We start from the raw sequence: 15,562 nt of genomic DNA, 5'->3' as shown, positions 1-15,562 counted from the left end.
GGTCACGCCGCCTTGAAGGCACGCTGATTGACCTCGCCCTCGGCAAGCTGGGTCAGCTTCTCATCGGTTGCCTTCTCCTCGCTGAGTGTCTCATCGAGCAGCTTGGCGACGTCCGTCATCCCGCACGTCTCCGCCAGCGTCCTGAGGGAGCCGTAGCTGGCGATCTCGTAATGCTCGACCTTCTGGGCGGCCATGATCAGGGCGACATCGAGAACCTCCGGCGAGAGGCCCTGGTCCATGATCTCCTCGGCTTCCTCGATCAGCCCCTGGGTTGCCTCGCAGGTGTTGCCCGCGGGATCGGCCTGGAGGATCTGGAAGATCTGTTCCAGACGCTTTACCTGCCCATCCGTCTCCTGAAGGTGGGTCTGAAATGCCTGCTTCAGCTGAGGAGATGACGCCGCGTCCGCCATCGCGGGCAGCGCCTCGAGGATCTGGGTCTCGGAACTGTATGCGTCCTGAAGCTCCTCGATGAGGAGATCCTTCAATGCTTCTTTGGACATGGGGGTGCTCCTGACGACTGTTTTCGGTAAAGGCGGTTGGCGAGAGCGCCCCAACCTCAACAGGGATGCAGCGCTTTCCTTGCGGGCAGATCCTCAGATCGACCATCGGTACAGCAAGCGTCAGTTGATCGCCGTAATTGGACTGTGGGCTTCGGTGACCACCGGTGCGCTGCTGTTGGCGGTCGGAGAGCATCCGCACTGGACGCCCATCGCAGAGTCTGGCCTGTACGCCGCTCCGACGCAGAGCGCCTCAGGAGCCCTCCGGGACCTCAGACGGGCATCGGATTGAGCCGGGCGAAGCCCTCCTGCGTGCGGTACGGGTAATAGGGGTAGGCGGGCATCACGTCGCTGGCCGCGTCGAGACGAGCGATCTGACCGGGTTCGAGCGTCCAGCCGACGGCCCCCAGATTGTCGCGCAGCTGCGCCTCGTTGCGGGCGCCGATGATCACCGAGGAAACGGTCGGCCGCGCGAGCAGCCAAGCGATGGCGACTTGGGGAACGCTGCGCCCGGTCTCGGCCGCCACGGCGTCCAGCGCGTCGACGATCCGGTAGAGACGCTCCTCTTCGACAGGCGGCCCCCACTGTGCGGTATCGTGGAGGCGGCTGCCCTGGGGGATCGGCTGACCACGGCGGATCTTACCGGTCAGCCTGCCCCAGCCGAGCGGGCTCCAAACCAGCGCACCGACCTTCTGGTCGAGGCCAAGGGGCATCAACTCCCATTCGTAGTCACGCCCGGTCAGCGAATAGTAGACCTGATGCGCGACATGGCGCGGCCACCCTTGGCGGTCGGCGACGGCGAGCGACTTCATCAGCTGCCAGCCAGCGAAGTTCGAGGCACCGACATGGCGGACCTTCCCGGCGCGGACGAGCGTGTCCAGCGTGTGCAGCACCTCCTCCACCGGCGTGAAGGCATCGAAGGCGTGCAGCTGGAGCAGGTCGATGTAATCCGTCCCGAGCCGCCGGAGCGCTGCTTCCACGGCGCCAATCAGCCGATGACGGGAAAGACCGGCATCGTTCGGCCCGTCGCCCATGGGCAACCCGGTCTTGGTCGAGATCAGCACTTTGTCGCGCCGCCCACGGATGGCGGCGCCGAGCACCTCTTCCGAGCCGCCATCCGAATAGACATCGGCGGTGTCGAAGAGTGTGATACCGGCGTCGAGGCAGATGTCGATCAACCGCCGGGCGTCATCGACGTCGCTGTTCCCCCAAGCCGAAAACAGCGGCCCCTTGCCACCGAAGGTGCCGGTCCCAAAGCTGAGCGCGGGCACCTTGAGGCCCGAGGCACCCAGGGCCCAGTACTCCAAGTCTTTTCCTTTAATCCTGCTGGAAGCAATGTAGCCGATCCCTCGGACGTGAATTAGAGTGCCGACGCTCTCAGCTTTTGTGACCTGATGTCAAAAATATGTCACGCTTCGAGGTTAACTAAGCGGCGGAGATGATGGAGCGCCAAGTGGCGGCGTGATGTGAGGCCGACACGTAGAAGGCTCGCCGGATTTCGACAAGCCTTCTTTCAGGAGCTAAGCAGCAGGGTGTCAGGCTGCTGGTGGCAGCTGATAATTACAGCGATGATAGCGAACAATCCATCCTCTAGGCGTGAGGTTGATGGTCTTCCGACGGCGATCCACATCATCCGTTGCGCTGTGAATTAGCTGTGCCTGTTCAAGGTTACGAAGGTGTGGCTGCATTGCTGGACCGCTGTTAAAATCAAATTCGGCATAGTCTCCGGGAGAACATCCCTCCGGTTTCTCCGCAATTTGATCGAATAGCCTCCATGCCCTTGGTGTGACATCCATCGTGTTGATATGAAGGTCCTCGGCAATCTGCGAGAACCATGCGTCAATCAATCCGAACTTGTCCTCACTTGTCTGAGGAAGATTATCATTGAGTGCGCACCATAAGACAAAATCCTCGCAATATTTTAGTGAGATGCGGAGGTTATGATTGCCGATCTGATAAATCTTACGAAATCCATCTGCCTCGACCGGCGTATAAGCATCAGGGCGGATTTTGTAGAGTTCAAGCCTTGTCCTGATGACCTCAGTAACCGCGCTCGGCCCAAGAGGATAGAGTTCAACCGGATCGGCTAACTTTCCCTGAAGTCTTGGCGTTGATACAACGCTGCGCAATATACCGCGTGCACCACATAGGATCCACTTGACGCCTGGGAGCGACAGGACTCCATCGCGGAGCTCTTCAAGCGTAGCTCGGGCTTTTGTTGAAGTATCCAACAGCTCAAGGTTATCCAAAACGCATATGAAACTTCCGGAGCGTGCATTCGGGAATATGGCTTGAAGCATTTCTCTAAGATGCGCTTCTACGCCCCCGTTTGCGAAACCTTGACTGCTATTAGCACTTCGCGCGATATTGCCTGAAGCTCCTGTTCCAAGAATATTGAGGCCACCTCCGCCGCTGGTAAGGACTGGATCATTAAGCCATGTATCAAGATCGTCCAGATTTCTCAAGCCACTGTGATGCTGAGCAATTAGATCCCGGCGATTGGAAATTTCTCGGGCGAGGGTGTACAGGAATGTTGCCGAGAAGTCGGCTGCCGATTCTGTCGAGGAAATCTGAAACGGGCGATTGACCGGAATGTACAACGGCCGCTTCCGATCACGCAGATGATCTTGAAAAAGTGTATAGGATGCAATACCGACAAGGCTGGATTTACCCACGCCGTTGGCGCCCTCGATTGTCGTATGGTTTGCCGACGAGGTGAGGGACATCCGCAGTCTGGCGAGTTCTCTATCCCTACCGACGAGAAGGTGCGTGCCTTCGTCGTTCGGTGGGACAGGATCCGTGCTGAAGGGATTGTCACGAAATCCGAACATTTCCCAGACCGACATTCCAAATCCTCGCTATCATAGCAGTCATTTGATGCACGAGAAAAACTAGCACGTATTATTATTCAATGGTTGCGCTATTTTGCGAGAGGCTAGTTGATTTCACCCCGTGATGCCCAGCTTACCCAATGTCGCGTTATCCATCACCCCCGTGACCACCAGCCCCTCAGCCCGCTGGAATGCTCGCAACGCCTCCTTGGTTCCCGGTCCCATTTTCCCATCAATTTTGCCCTTGTAGTAGCCGAGCCTCATGAGTTCGACTTGGACCCGCATCGTCATCGCGATGGCGTCCTGCTGGCTTGCTCGAGGCGCTGCTGTGGTTCCTGAAGAAGCCGAACCGGACGCCGGTGCAGGCGGCTGGTAAGGAGCGGTCGTCGTCTTCGACGGGCTGGACCAGGACGGTGTCGTCACCGTCGAGGGCGCGTTGTAGACCGGCGCCGGGGGTGGAGGCGGCGGGGGCGAATAGACGGGTGCCGAATAGGACGGCGACGTGTAACCGCCCGCGCTCGAATAATGCGATCGATGGCTGCTGTGGCTCCGATGGCTGGAATGGCTGCGGTGACCGATGTAGATCTCCGGGCCTTCCATCCTGTTCGGCATCACGAAGGTCAGCGGCTGAAGCCGGGTGTTCGCCGGGTGCGCCTCGGGCAATAGGACCGGCAGCGGCCCGGCCTGCGCAGGCGACCAGATGCTCGACAAGGTGGCCGCCGTCGGGGCCGTCCAGCCCAGCACCTGCTTCAGGTAGTCGGTCCAGTTCTTCTTCATTCTGCTGCCTCATCGAACCTGAATGCCTTGATGCCTCGGCTTCGCCATGCCGGGCCATGCGACGCGAAGAACCCGCAGCAGCGCGGCCGCATCGAGCACCCCTCGCAAGCCGGGTCGTAGATGTTCTTCCAATCGGAGATGCTCTGACGCGCCAGCGGCCAAGCGGCCTCGGGCAGGACGCAGAGCGGGACGTTGTAGATCGACGTCGTGATGCCGCGGTCCTGGAGGTGCCAAGCCGCCTCGGCCAGCGCCGGACCATAGTCCACCGGGTCGACCCACAGCAGGTCCCGGTTCACCTTCGCGAAGCCCATCGGCTCCAACCCCATGAAGGCGACGTGGCTGACGAACGGCATGTTCCGCCAGATGAACTCGGCGAACCGTTGCATGCGCGGCAAGGTCTGCGCATGCACGACGAAGCGGATCTCAATCGCGTGTCCGCGTTCAGCCAGATTGTAGATGCCGTTGACCGTCGCGTCGAACGCGCCCGCGGCTTGGACGACATGATCGTGTCGGGAGGGCACGTCGGCATAGAGTGGGATCGCCCAGGTCGTGCACCCGGCTGCCTCATGGACGCTGTCGGCCAAGACCGGCTCGGCGAAGTTGCGCCCGTTGGTCAGGATGTGCAGGCCGGTTCGCGGCAGCGCCGCCTTACAGGCGCGGATGAGCTCCGGCAGCAGCGGGCCGAGCAGCGTCGGCTCACCGCCGGTGAAACCCAGCTGCGGCAGATCCCGGTCGATGAGCGGGATGAGCTCCAGGAGTTCACTGACCCGCCAGAGGTCGTCCTCGTCGCGCGGCGGCTGGCTGCACATCAGGCAGCGGCTGTTGCATTGCTCGGTCAGGAACAGGGAATTCGCGTTCGCCCCGCGTCGGTAGAGCACGCTCAGCTGCCCGCTATCGTGCCGCACCCGGATGACGTCGCCGGGATTTACGACGTCGGTGTTGCTCAGCCCGCAGATGACCGGCAGGGCATCGTCTGGGCGAATGTCGGTGGCACCCGGCCGCATCACCGCGGCGAAGCCTAGGTCGCGCAGAACGCCGGTGTCAACGTCGATACCGTCATCCAGCTGCACGGCGACCTGCTCATGAGGCACGTCTCCCCGCAACGCCTCAGCGAGGTCGAGGACCTTCAGCAACGGCCGGGAGAGGTCGCCCGAGATCACCGCCCGTGTGTGAAGGGGAAGCATCAGGCAGCTTCCGCGTCCGGCAGGCGTTGGACCGGCCGCTGGGTCACCCAGGAGGTGAAGGTCCTCATGACGTGCGGGTCGGCCTCGGCCAGATAGCGGAACAGGATCCGGAACAAGCCGGTGTGCTTGGTGCAGTGGGCATTCGTCGGCCGATGGCCGACGGGGTCACCCTCGCGCGCCAGGTTGAAGACCGGGTCGGCGCCGCAGTATGGCAGGAAGGCGCAATCGGAGCAGCCGGGCAGCGCCTCGGCGACGCCGGTGGCGAGCAGCAGCTGCATGCCCTCGGACTGCATCAGGTCGGCATGGCTGTCGTGGACAGTGCCGAGCCGCAGGCTATGGTCGCCCATCTCCGCCAGCATCCGCCCTTCATCGGAGGCGTAGACGCCGCCGTCATAATTGTAGACCCGGGCGCCCAGACCGGCGCCGGTCGGCGACCGTAGGTCGACGTAGCCGGTCGGAAACGGCGTCAGGATATGGCTGAGGAGGAAGCCCGTGTACGCCTCCTGGATCGCAACGCCCTTGCGGTTGAGCTCGAGGATGTAGGCAAGCGCTCGCTCATAGAAGGGCAGGAACTCCTCCATCCCGTAGCCGATCCGCTGCGCCGCCTTGGCCGCGAAACCGAACGGGCTCAGAGGCCGCAAGAAGATGGAAGGGAACCCAAGGCGGACATATTCATCCACGATGGCCTCGGGGTGCTTCAGGCTCTCACGTGTGAGCGTCGTCAGGGCCGAGAGGCTGCGCTCGCCCAGAACCGCCCGGACACGGCCGATACCCTCCACGGTGCGCCGGTGGGACTCCCGGCCAGGCTGGGGCCGGTTGGCATCGTGCAAGGTCTCGGGACCGTCCAGCGAGGTGGAAAGCTGGAAATCGTGGCGGCGGAGGAACTCCAGCACCTCGCCGTCGGCCTGATGCAGGGTCGACGTCATCGAGAAGGTGATGGCGCGACCCTTGACCCGATTGCGCTCCTCGATCGCTTCCACGATCTGCCGGATGCGCGGGAACGCAAGAAGGGGTTCGCCACCTTGGAACTCGACCGTCAGGGACGGCGACGGCGTCTGGAACATCAGGTCGATGGCCGCGGCGACCGTCTCGGTCGACATGTCGAAGCGTGCCTGGTCGGCTGTCTGCCTGGAGACCTGGCAATAACGGCAGCTGTGGTCGCACCGGAGGGTCACCACGAACACGTGAAGGGCCGGTCCGCCCTTCAGGAAGGACTTCCGGGTTCGGTACTTCGCGGCGACCATCCTGAGGGTGGTCGAGGGATCGCCCTCGACCAGGAAATGCTTCCCCTGAAGATCCGCGTAGGCATCGGTGGCCGGACTCAGCGTACCGGCCTCGAAAGCCCTGAAGTCGGTCTCGTCCAGAAACTCGAACTCGCCGACCTCGGACGTAACCAGCACCTTTCCGTCGACGCCAGGGATGCGCGCGAACCGGAAGGGCATCGGTTGGTAGCCCGGTTCCTTCGGACGAAAGTCAGCCAGCGGTGCAAAGGGGAGACGCCCTGCCAACCCGGCCCCCTATCGCTTCACGGGCGCGGGTGCGTTGGCCTCGGCCAGGGCCGCGGAGACGATGGCTTCACGGACGGCTCGTGTCTTCTCCTCGATGCTGGCGCGTAGGCCGAAGTCGATCAGCGCGTTCCCGAACTCGCCCCTGATGGCATCCGGGTCAGCCGATGGGGCCTTGAGCCTGAAGCCAACCAAGATGCGCGCGCCCTCCTCTGACTCGAGCCAGCAGTGGCACCGGTCGGTGAAGGCGTAGCAGGTGCGGAGCACGACTTCACTGGGGAAGATCGCCGTGTCTACCGACACCGTAAAATCGAACGGGAACGCCGCACCTCGCGGGACATCCGATGGTTGGGTGGCGGCTGAGGCTGGCATGGCTGAGAACCGTAGCTGGCGTACTATCCATTAGAGGTAGTCCAGCCTGTCAAAGCACAGACCCAGTTTCAACCTATTTTTGAGAGACAGCCTGCGTCCATGTAACTCATGCGAGCATACGGTAGTATGCACAGAACTCAACCTTCAACCGGCTGGAGGGGAGCGCACCTCTGCCAGAAGCTCGTCGAAGAACTCGGCATGTGGCTCCGGCAAGGTGCCCGCGACCCAGTAGGCGAAGGCATCGCAGTACCATTCCTCGGCAATGGCATTGTGGTTGGACAGGAGCTTTCGCGATACCGGATCGGCGAGCCACCCGAGATGGTTCATCCGGCGCAGAAAATCAGCGTGTCCAGCCTCGATACGTCGGCGCGTCGCGCCGGGGCTGGCTTCCCGGGCTTCCAGAAGTTCGAGGACGAAATGGGCGTATTCATGCAGGATAACGAAGGCGACCTCCCACTCGGGGGCGGTCTCTCGCTGCGCCAGTTCGGCAAGCCAAGCCAAGTTCAGCCGGACGTTGGCCGTGCCCTTGCTGTGCAGACCGATCGCAGCACCCGGCCGATGAAGCTCCTCAATGAAGTAGCTGACGCTGCACGGCGGCAGGCCGCCCAGGCCCTTGGCGTCCAACAGGCGATTGGCCAGCGCCGCCGCGGACGCGACGAACTCGTCGGCCACCTGCGACTGCTCGATGAACTGCGCCGACGGCAAGAACCGCATGTTACCCTCCGCTTTCTGTAGAAGCAGATGGGGATGGGCCATGGCTGGCACCATCTCGGAGTCGAGCGACGGGCCGAGAGGCGATCACGAAGCTGTACTCCGCATTCCCGGCGACCGACAATCGGGAACGCATCGTAGCCGTGATTGGGAGGCAGCTTGACTGGCATGATGGACCTCCTGCGCCAAGACGCCGCTGAGATGGCGGACATCTTGCGGTCGGCGCGGTGCGTCGAGCGGCACTTGGCAATCTCGCATCACCGGCTTGCGGAAATCCTTACGGCACTGGTCACCGGCGGTGAACTGACCTCCAGCAACTCCCGGGGGCACGACGTTTTGTCTCCGACCTTCGGCCGGATCGAAGTCAAGTCTCGCATCCTCGGGACCGATGGCCCCTTCCCGCGCGTGACCCTCAAGGCCGCCAACATCGAGAAATCGGACTTCTTCATCGGGGTGCGCTGGACCCGCGATATGCGGTTACACGAAGCTCTCGGTCTTCCGAAATCCGCAGTGGTGCCCCTCTACACAGCGAAGCGCCAGAGCACTGGCTCCGCTCATCTGTCATGGGCCGATTGGACCGCTGCCCCTGGCGCCAGGAGCTTCCTCAATGACATGCGGGCGCTTCTCGAATAGCCCAGGGCGGAGATGAACCGGAGGTGGATGCTGTTGCAACGCTCACGCTTGCGTGTAAACCTATATGCGAGTTCCACGGACGCGGGTTAGGAGACAACAATGGCGCGTCGGTTCGGTGTGGTTCTGGCGCTGGCATGTTTCGTCTCGCCTTCGGTGGCCTTTGCTGCCGGATGTAATGACTACAAGGATAAGATGCTGGTGTCCCAGCCGTTCACCGAGGCCGCGACCCTGCTACCGAAAATCGAACCGAAGAGCGAATTCGAGACGACGGCCGCTTATAACGCAAGGGTCGCCGAGGCCGCCAAGAAGGCGCCGCGAACTTTGCTGATCGAGCGGGAACCGAACATCCAATACCTGAAGTATGACGCAGATAAAGGCGTACTGGTCGTCAGCACCTACGCCTTCAGCAACGAGGCATTTGCGTGGTGGTCGGCGTTAAGTGGCTATAAAGACCCTGCCGGGAAAGAAGTGAGTTACGGTGGCGCAATCGCCGCCGTCGTGACACAGAAGCAGCGCGTGGTAGGCGAGTACGAGGCCACGTCGAAGATGGGGGCGAAGGTTTCCGTCGCGAACATCGACTCGGAAACCACCGCGATCTTCGACCGTGTCCGTGCCTGCAAGTCATACGGATGCGATTCGCTGTTTCCGAAGAACAAGGAACCGAATCCCTACAAGATGGGCGACAGCATGAAGTCGGTGGAACATGAGGGGATCATCGGCCGTATTCCCATGACCCCGGATACCGCCAAGGCGTTCAAGGCCAACGCCAAACTCGTCTTCGTAGTCCACCCACGTCCACCGTATCTGATCTCCGGCACGCACCGACCCTTTAAGACCACCGTCGACAACCCCCGTGACATTACGGACCGGTACGAAGTAATGACCGGCGACATCGAGTGCGGTCTCGTCGCTGATCGCTCGGGCAAGGTCTACGGGGCATACTCGACCAAGTGAACGACCGCGCCCATGCCCGTGAGCGGTGTATTTCCTGCAACAGCGATCTCTTGGCGCTTCAACTTTTGCATCAGGAACATGGTCCGGCAACCGTACACAAGACACGAGAACGAGTCAGTGGGAGACGCGGCAACTACATCCAACGCCTATCGAGATGCGCACTCGCCCACAGACCTCCCGGATTCAGACAACCGCAGGTTCGTCACCTATGCGATCCGCTGCCCGAATACCGGTGCTGCCTTCTACGTTGGCCAGACAGAGGATTTCGCTAAACGACAGCAAACTCACCTCAAAGGACTCCGAGTCCGGCCACGTGGAACGGGCGTGCGAAGCTGGCTTCATACTGTGGTTTCGGCCGGAGACATGCCGGTGTTTGAGGCGCTGGACGAGGTGGGTAGTTTGGAGGCGTCCATCGCATCCGAGAACCGGTGGATTGGGATCTTGGCAGCGCGCGGCGAGCCACTGCTCAACAAACATCGCTGGCATCGCGAAATCATTACACAGGCGATGGCCGGGGCGGAGGCGACCATGGGCGATGGGGCGAATGGGGGCGGGGTTCTGGACGCAGCGGAAGAGGCCGACCGCTGGACGGTCTACGGCATCGTCGACCCCGCCGACCACCGGGTCTTCTACGTCGGTACAGTGCGTGGCGCTCGCGCATACAAGGCCGGTGAGCACCCGAAGGTGGACGAGCGCATCCGGCACATTCGCAGTGGCGGGGGGATGCCAATGTTCGTCGTTTTCGAAGTGACGGCTGGAACTGACGCTGCGGAGCGCGCGCAGATTTTCTGGGTTGAGGTTCTCAAAGGCCGCGGAAACAAGCTGCTGAGCGAAGGCGGCTACCGGCCACTCCCCAAGACAACGAAACCGAAACTATCTCCAGAGGAGCGGCGTGAGGCGGCCCGCCAGCGCGCCATCGAGCACAACCTGCCCGAAAACACTGGGCAAGCCTGGACGGAGGAGGAAGACAGCGAGTTGACATGCCTGTACCGGGACGAGGGGAAAGGCGGGGTGGAACTGGCCGATCACTTCGGGCGGACACGTGGTGCGGTCGGATCTCGTCTGGTGAGGCTTGGGCTACTGGAGGACCGATGCGACTTGCGAGACTGAGAGGAGCACGCCCGAACCCATCCAGAAGAGAGCATCGGGTGGTCCGGCAATGCCTCCTAGTTGGCAGCAATATCAAGAAGCCCAAGATCATTTGCCACGAGCTCACGGCCTGACCATCCTGGTCCCTTGCCTGCGGCCGAGCAACGCTTTCCCATCTGCTGAGGATGGAGATGGCGATGAACGGCCTGAACGAGATCATGGATTGGGTGGCGAGCCGGTCGAGAGGGCATGCGACAGGCGCCTTGGCCTTCAGCGCCATCGAGGCCATCGGTGAGGTTGGCCTGCTCTCGCTGCATCCCCGACACGCCGACCCGCTCGTGCAAGACACCGTCTACCATCTGGCCGCAAGCGGCCATCTCCCTGACGAGCGGAGGGCATCCAGGGTCGTGGCAGCGGTCGTGAGGTGGATGGAAGGGAGTAGGCGGTTTCCCTGGGGCGACGACCCGGCCCGATACCTCGATGACTGGAGGGCTTCCTCTGCGCTCCGGGCGCTGGCCGCAGAGTTGCCGGGCACAGGGCTGATGGCCGAGGAGGTGTACGGCGTCTTGGAAAGCGGTACATGCTGGCTGGCTTATCAGGCCGTGAAGTCGGATACGACGCTCTGGTCCACGCTCTCGCCGGATGCGGTGGACGCGATTTCCTTCGATGCCGCCTGGTACCTCGCCTCCGCCGGGAGCGGCAGCGGCATGTCTCCGAGGCAGCGCCTGAACGCCTTGATGCTGCTTTCGAGCCTCAATCCGAAGATTCTCCCCCTCGCGGACTCCGTCAGGCAGGAGACGACGCTGGCGGCTCCTCAGCGACCTGCCGAGGAGCCAGCTGCCCATTCCACTCAGGCAGTTGCTGTGTCGCTTTGAGCATCAACCGCTTGGCGGCCACCGCCTCCAGGACCGGTTTCAAGCCGACCAAGCCATCAAGTACCGCATCCACCGGCAGTGACGCCGCCGCCTCGCGGCCGAACCGGCGCGCCAGGACATCGCCGCCTCGCAGATACGCCCGCTCCCACCAGTCCGTAATCCGGTCGCCGCAGCGGTCCAGCAGATCGGCCGAGACGAGGCGGTCTGCTTTCCGGTGCCGGTTCACGCGCGCATCGGCAGGCATCAGGTTCCAGAGGTCGGCATTCGGCCATGCGGAGAACGGCAGGCAGTGGTCGATGTCCAGGCCTTCCTGCCGCAGCTTCCGACCCGTCCAGACGCAGAAGACCGGCTGCCCCGCATCGAACATGGCGGCGGTGAGGCGCCGAACCTCGGCCGTGCCGCGCTGGGGATCAAGCCAAGCGAGGGCCTCGGCGATATGGCCTTCGGGGACGGAGCGACCTTGGCGGGCCAGATACTGCTGCATCAGCCGCGTCCACTCCATGGTGAGCGCGGGCTCGATCCAAGTGTTCAGGCGCGTCAAGGCGTGCCAGACGTTCAGCGGAATCCGGAAGTCGCCAACCGACCACAGATAGAGCGCGTCCAACACCAGCCGCTCGCCGGTGCGCGGACCGCGCCGGGTCACGGCATCGAACACCTGCCGGTCGCTGCCCGGGTACGTGATGTAGTGCGCGGGCATGTCGGTGATCGTCCTCGCCGCGTCCCGGATGGCTCCGGCCAGCGCCTGGCCAGCATCGCCCAGGAACTCTGCGCCGACCCGCAGTTCGGGTGGCGCGGTACCAGCAAGGCGTCGGAATGGTTCCTTGACGAAGCCCAGCCCACCCCCGCTCCGGCTGGTCGGCGTTTGCGGCAGGTCGGCCGCGACCAGCGGCAGGAACATCCTGATCCAGTAGAGGGCGATCAGCCCGAGCGGGAGAACCACACCGTCATCGCCGTCGGCCATGGCAAGGCCGGGGGAGGCATCCGCGGCCCGCGCGACGACGCGCAGCAGGGCCAGCTTATAGCTGCTGGATTTCGCGTCATTGAGGACGATATGCCGGATCAGCGGCAACGCGCCGGTGCCATCGTCCGCTAACTGGACAACGACGGTCTCCCAGCTGACGTCCGACCGGCCGAGGCGGTCTCGCGTCTTGATGAACCGGCTGATCATGGCGCCATGCTCGGCCGCGAGGCGCTCGATCTCGGCGTGGCTGACGGGGAGCATCGGCCGTTCCGGATCGCTCGGCCCATGACGCAGGCTGATAATCATGCGGCCGCCCGGTTTCAGCAGCGTCGCCAATTTCCGGAAGGCACGTCGCCGGTCGGCCGGTGACACGTGCATCCACACGGCGGCCAGCAGGATCAGGTCGAACACAATGCCGGTGCGGTGGACCCGCTCCAGTCCGGGCAGTCGGTCATCCATCCACCGGATTCCGGCAGACGGATGCTTCCGGGCAGCTTCCTCACGCATTCCAGCCGCCGGTTCGACGGCGACGACGGAATGACCACGACCTGCCAACCAAGCCGCGTCGCGGCCGGACCCAGCCCCGACATCCAGCACCGCTGACGGCTGGTACGGAATCAGGTCGAGGACGTCGGCGTAGAGCTCCTCGAAGGCGACGGTCTCGTACTGGGCGACGAACTCCTGGGCGCGCCGTGAGTATGCCGCCACGGTGTCCCCGTCCGGCGTCGTATCGAGATGCTCCGGTGCTGTCGGATGAAGATCGGTCATGACCAAACACTGCCGTGCTGGCAGGGAAGATAGGAGCCGCCTCGACACCATTGCCGAGACGCGGGACCATCCAGCTCGCCTCGGCCGACGGAAAGCAGTTGCCGAATCATGCCGCCTTGGCCCTCGCCGAAGACAGCCTCGAGCGGAACCCCCGCCATAGGCGCATCGCCGATCTCACCTTGATGAAGAGGCCGATCAGGAACGACATCGCGCCGAGGATGGCGGCGATCAGGGCCAATATCAGCTTTGCGGTGAACTTCACTATATGAGCCATCGCCGAAAACACACGCTTCCCGGCAAGGCGGAATGCACCGCTTACCGGCTTTCCCAGGGCTTTTGCCGCACGCTCTGCATCTTGCAGTTCCTTGACGTTGTCGACATGGCGCAGGATGGCAAGCGTCTTGGAAGGCGATGTCACCTTGCTGACCTGGGTTACCGACGCAAGTACGCCCTGGACCTCCCTCGTGTCGACACGGGCGGCGTGGCTGCGGGCGGCTCTCGCCAGATCGTCGACCCGGTACCAGGGGATCCCAGCCACCGATTGCCGAAACGCCGAGGTGTTGACCGCGCGGGCGACGATCCAGGAAAGCTCATCCTGGAACCGGGCGGTCAGCTTGCCGGTCTTCCTTGCCAGCTTGGCCAGGGAGATGCCCGTCTTGATTGGCAGGGCACCTCCCGCCGTCACCGCGGTCGCCGCTGACATCGACACCCCAGCTATCGACAGCCCCAGCACTAAATCATCGACCGGCTCGTTCCGCACAATGCGCGAGGCCTGCTCTGTCAGGTCGCGAATGTCGCCGACCACCGTGAAATCCGAGGCGATCGCGGCAGCCATTCCGACAGTCCCCTCCCCTTCGCCGGTCACGAACCCCATCGCGGCCCGCCGGATGTTCCTTTCCGCAGCCCGCAGGCCCGAGTTCTCGTCCGCGAAACGGGTGCGCAGCGCGGGGTCGACCGGCACCTGGAGGAGTTCGGCGACGTCGAGATAGTCTTCAGCCTCCTCGGGTGCGTCACGGTCCAACGCCGACACGATCTGCTGCTCGAGGCGCTCCTTGGGAGCGACCTGCTTCAGCATGGTGATGAGAGCGTCCCTTACATCGGCATCGGTCGGAACGGTATCGGTCAGCGAGACGGTAAACGGCGTCACGACTATGGCGACCGAAAGCCCGGCGACCATCATTCGACGCGCCAGCCGGGCCGTGGCCGCCAAGCCCATTTGCGAGCGGCCATCTGGGTTGGCGGGAACTGAGGATGGAAACCGATTCACTGGACGATCGCCGTGGAACGCTGGCGGGCAGATGTCATGGTTAGGCTGCCTTCCTGAACCGCTCGAAGCGGACCGCAAGCCGGTCAGGGTCGGGCTTCATTAGGTCCTCGCGCGGCATCCGGATCAGCTGTCCTTTCAGTGCCTTCAGGCCGAGCTCCAGCATCGGTCCGTCATGCTGCTCGAGCAGGCGTTCGGAGATGTGGATGCGATGGTCGGGGTCAATACTGATTAAATCCGCGTCGTATGCAGCGTGATGCAGCCTGCTCATGCAGATGCCATTGCGGATGTCGGGCTGCCCACGCTCGACGTCGCCGTCGGGGATGATGTGGGCAGCATCCACCAATCGCACCTCAGGCAACCCGGTCAGCGCACACCGGCCGCCATAGGCCGCCACCACGCGCTCCCGGAACGCCGACTGGTGCAGCCGCTGCTTGACTTGCCTCAGAGCATACCGGCGCTCGTCCGGATTTGGCGGCGTCCAGAGGGTGACGGTGTCTGCGAGAGGCTTCGGGGCGAGCTTCACCGACAGGGCCTTCGGATCCCACTCCACGACGTAAGCCGGGAAGATCGGCTCGTATATCGCTGGGGCGACGCCAAAGAAGTAGATGATCGGCAGTTGCCTGTCCCTGGCGTCGCGAAGAAGCCTGTTTTGCCTGCTGTCGGGATCGGTGCCGTTGAAGGCATAGGACAACCCATCCGCCGCCATCGCCAGCTTGGCTTCGGATTCAAGCTGGTCATGGTACCAGGCCCGCCGCCCGGCGCGCGGGACCACCGTTGTAACGCTCAGCACGCCTGTCATCGAAGCCGGTTTGAAGATTCCCTCGGCCTTCGTAGCGAAATGAATTCGCGCACCCTCGTGGACGAAGCCCTCGTTGACCACGCTCCATGGCAACGAACCGCCATGCAGCTGCACCAACAGCCTCAGGCGCTCGAAGGCGGCGAGCCGGATAGAGGCGTCGGGATCGTTCATCGGTCCATGGGCGTCATTTCAGACGTCGAAGGGTAGCAGCTTCCTCGCCGCCGTACAGGCGGATTGTACTCTCTCGAGAGGGCTCCCGCATCGGATGTGAACCGCTCCCACATCAGCGATGTATCGCAGCCCATGGCTGACCGTATGACCGAACGCTTGGCTGGCCTT

General features: G+C 63.0%; 15 protein-coding genes. 4 read left to right on the top strand and 11 right to left on the bottom strand.

The window, feature by feature from the left end; all coding sequences use genetic code 11:
- Positions 1-2 precede the first annotated feature (2 nt).
- From GBZ48_RS18245 to GBZ48_RS18210, 8 genes are all read right to left on the bottom strand, one after another.
- Positions 3-500 carry a YciE/YciF ferroxidase family protein gene (locus GBZ48_RS18245; RefSeq protein WP_111068341.1) on the bottom strand — a complete coding sequence of 166 codons (498 nt, stop codon included), beginning with the start codon at positions 498-500 and terminating at the stop codon, positions 3-5.
- Positions 501-769: 269 nt separating this feature from the next.
- The gene (locus GBZ48_RS18240) at positions 770-1,804 is read right to left on the bottom strand and encodes an aldo/keto reductase (RefSeq protein ID WP_174472294.1); all 1,035 of its coding nucleotides are present in this window, start codon (positions 1,802-1,804) and stop codon (positions 770-772) included.
- A 228-nt stretch (positions 1,805-2,032) separates the two neighbouring features.
- Complete coding sequence (locus tag GBZ48_RS18235; RefSeq protein ID WP_174472293.1) at positions 2,033-3,343, bottom strand: AAA family ATPase; 1,311 nt, start codon at positions 3,341-3,343, stop codon at positions 2,033-2,035.
- A 99-nt stretch (positions 3,344-3,442) separates the two neighbouring features.
- Positions 3,443-4,105: a His-Xaa-Ser repeat protein HxsA gene (hxsA, locus tag GBZ48_RS18230; RefSeq protein ID WP_174472292.1), complete on the bottom strand. Its 663-nt coding sequence runs from the start codon at positions 4,103-4,105 to the stop codon at positions 3,443-3,445.
- Positions 4,102-5,289, bottom strand: coding sequence for a His-Xaa-Ser system radical SAM maturase HxsC (gene hxsC / locus GBZ48_RS18225; protein WP_174472291.1), 1,188 nt, complete (start codon positions 5,287-5,289; stop codon positions 4,102-4,104). Before hxsC ends, hxsA begins: the two co-directional genes overlap by 4 nt.
- Entirely contained in the window at positions 5,289-6,731 is a 1,443-nt protein-coding gene (gene hxsB / locus GBZ48_RS18220) for a His-Xaa-Ser system radical SAM maturase HxsB (protein ID WP_174472290.1), read from the bottom strand. The genes hxsC and hxsB overlap by 1 nt, the downstream gene beginning before the upstream one ends.
- Positions 6,732-6,806: 75 nt before the next feature.
- Positions 6,807-7,097 (bottom strand): His-Xaa-Ser system protein HxsD, encoded by a 291-nt coding sequence (hxsD, locus tag GBZ48_RS18215; RefSeq protein WP_174472289.1) that lies wholly within the window; start codon positions 7,095-7,097, stop codon positions 6,807-6,809.
- A 213-nt stretch (positions 7,098-7,310) separates the two neighbouring features.
- Positions 7,311-7,880, bottom strand: a complete 570-nt coding sequence (locus GBZ48_RS18210; RefSeq protein WP_174472288.1) for a hypothetical protein — start codon at positions 7,878-7,880, stop codon at positions 7,311-7,313.
- A 165-nt stretch (positions 7,881-8,045) separates the two neighbouring features.
- On the opposite strand from GBZ48_RS18210, the gene GBZ48_RS18205 reads away from it, so the two are divergent.
- The 4 genes from GBZ48_RS18205 to GBZ48_RS18190 all read left to right on the top strand — a co-directional run bounded on the left by GBZ48_RS18205 (position 8,046) and on the right by GBZ48_RS18190 (position 11,428).
- Positions 8,046-8,510 (top strand): hypothetical protein, encoded by a 465-nt coding sequence (locus tag GBZ48_RS18205; RefSeq protein ID WP_174472287.1) that lies wholly within the window; start codon positions 8,046-8,048, stop codon positions 8,508-8,510.
- Positions 8,511-8,609: 99 nt separating this feature from the next.
- A complete protein-coding gene (locus GBZ48_RS18200; RefSeq protein ID WP_174472286.1) occupies positions 8,610-9,464 on the top strand; it encodes a hypothetical protein in 855 nt (284 codons plus the stop codon).
- 369 nt (positions 9,465-9,833) lie between these two features.
- Positions 9,834-10,574, top strand: coding sequence for a hypothetical protein (locus tag GBZ48_RS18195; RefSeq protein ID WP_174472285.1), 741 nt, complete (start codon positions 9,834-9,836; stop codon positions 10,572-10,574).
- Positions 10,575-10,750: 176 nt separating this feature from the next.
- On the top strand, positions 10,751-11,428 hold the full coding sequence (locus GBZ48_RS18190; protein WP_174472284.1) for a hypothetical protein: 678 nt from the start codon (positions 10,751-10,753) through the stop codon (positions 11,426-11,428).
- On the opposite strand, the gene GBZ48_RS18185 is transcribed toward GBZ48_RS18190, so the two are convergent.
- The 3 genes from GBZ48_RS18185 to GBZ48_RS18175 form a co-directional block, all read right to left on the bottom strand.
- On the bottom strand, positions 11,340-13,157 hold the full coding sequence (locus GBZ48_RS18185) for a class I SAM-dependent methyltransferase (RefSeq protein WP_174472283.1): 1,818 nt from the start codon (positions 13,155-13,157) through the stop codon (positions 11,340-11,342). The genes GBZ48_RS18190 and GBZ48_RS18185 overlap by 89 nt on opposite strands.
- 106 nt (positions 13,158-13,263) lie before the next feature.
- A complete protein-coding gene (locus tag GBZ48_RS18180; RefSeq protein ID WP_174472282.1) occupies positions 13,264-14,367 on the bottom strand; it encodes a hypothetical protein in 1,104 nt (367 codons plus the stop codon).
- Between the two features lie 97 nt (positions 14,368-14,464).
- Positions 14,465-15,394 (bottom strand): HNH endonuclease, encoded by a 930-nt coding sequence (locus GBZ48_RS18175; RefSeq protein WP_174472281.1) that lies wholly within the window; start codon positions 15,392-15,394, stop codon positions 14,465-14,467.
- Positions 15,395-15,562: the final 168 nt, after the last annotated feature.

The sequence above is a fragment of the Azospirillum melinis genome, assembly GCF_013340935.1.
Lineage (GTDB): Bacteria > Pseudomonadota > Alphaproteobacteria > Azospirillales > Azospirillaceae > Azospirillum > Azospirillum melinis.
Note: the sequence above shows the minus strand (reverse complement) of the source record. Positions and strands in the feature narration are given on the sequence as shown.

Excerpts from the sequence above, each read along its gene's own strand:
- GBZ48_RS18185 (WP_174472283.1), bottom strand. The coding sequence starts at position 13,157 with ATGACCGATCTTCATCCGACAGCACCGGAGCATCTCGATACGACGCCG.
- GBZ48_RS18190 (WP_174472284.1), top strand. The coding sequence starts at position 10,751 with ATGAACGGCCTGAACGAGATCATGGATTGGGTGGCGAGCCGGTCGAGA.
- hxsC (WP_174472291.1), bottom strand. The coding sequence starts at position 5,289 with ATGCTTCCCCTTCACACACGGGCGGTGATCTCGGGCGACCTCTCCCGG.
- GBZ48_RS18200 (WP_174472286.1), top strand. The coding sequence starts at position 8,610 with ATGGCGCGTCGGTTCGGTGTGGTTCTGGCGCTGGCATGTTTCGTCTCG.
- GBZ48_RS18210 (WP_174472288.1), bottom strand. The coding sequence starts at position 7,880 with ATGCGGTTCTTGCCGTCGGCGCAGTTCATCGAGCAGTCGCAGGTGGCC.
- hxsB (WP_174472290.1), bottom strand. The coding sequence starts at position 6,731 with ATGCCCTTCCGGTTCGCGCGCATCCCTGGCGTCGACGGAAAGGTGCTG.
- GBZ48_RS18175 (WP_174472281.1), bottom strand. The coding sequence starts at position 15,394 with ATGAACGATCCCGACGCCTCTATCCGGCTCGCCGCCTTCGAGCGCCTG.
- hxsA (WP_174472292.1), bottom strand. The coding sequence starts at position 4,105 with ATGAAGAAGAACTGGACCGACTACCTGAAGCAGGTGCTGGGCTGGACG.
- GBZ48_RS18245 (WP_111068341.1), bottom strand. The coding sequence starts at position 500 with ATGTCCAAAGAAGCATTGAAGGATCTCCTCATCGAGGAGCTTCAGGAC.
- GBZ48_RS18235 (WP_174472293.1), bottom strand. The coding sequence starts at position 3,343 with ATGTCGGTCTGGGAAATGTTCGGATTTCGTGACAATCCCTTCAGCACG.
- GBZ48_RS18205 (WP_174472287.1), top strand. The coding sequence starts at position 8,046 with ATGATGGACCTCCTGCGCCAAGACGCCGCTGAGATGGCGGACATCTTG.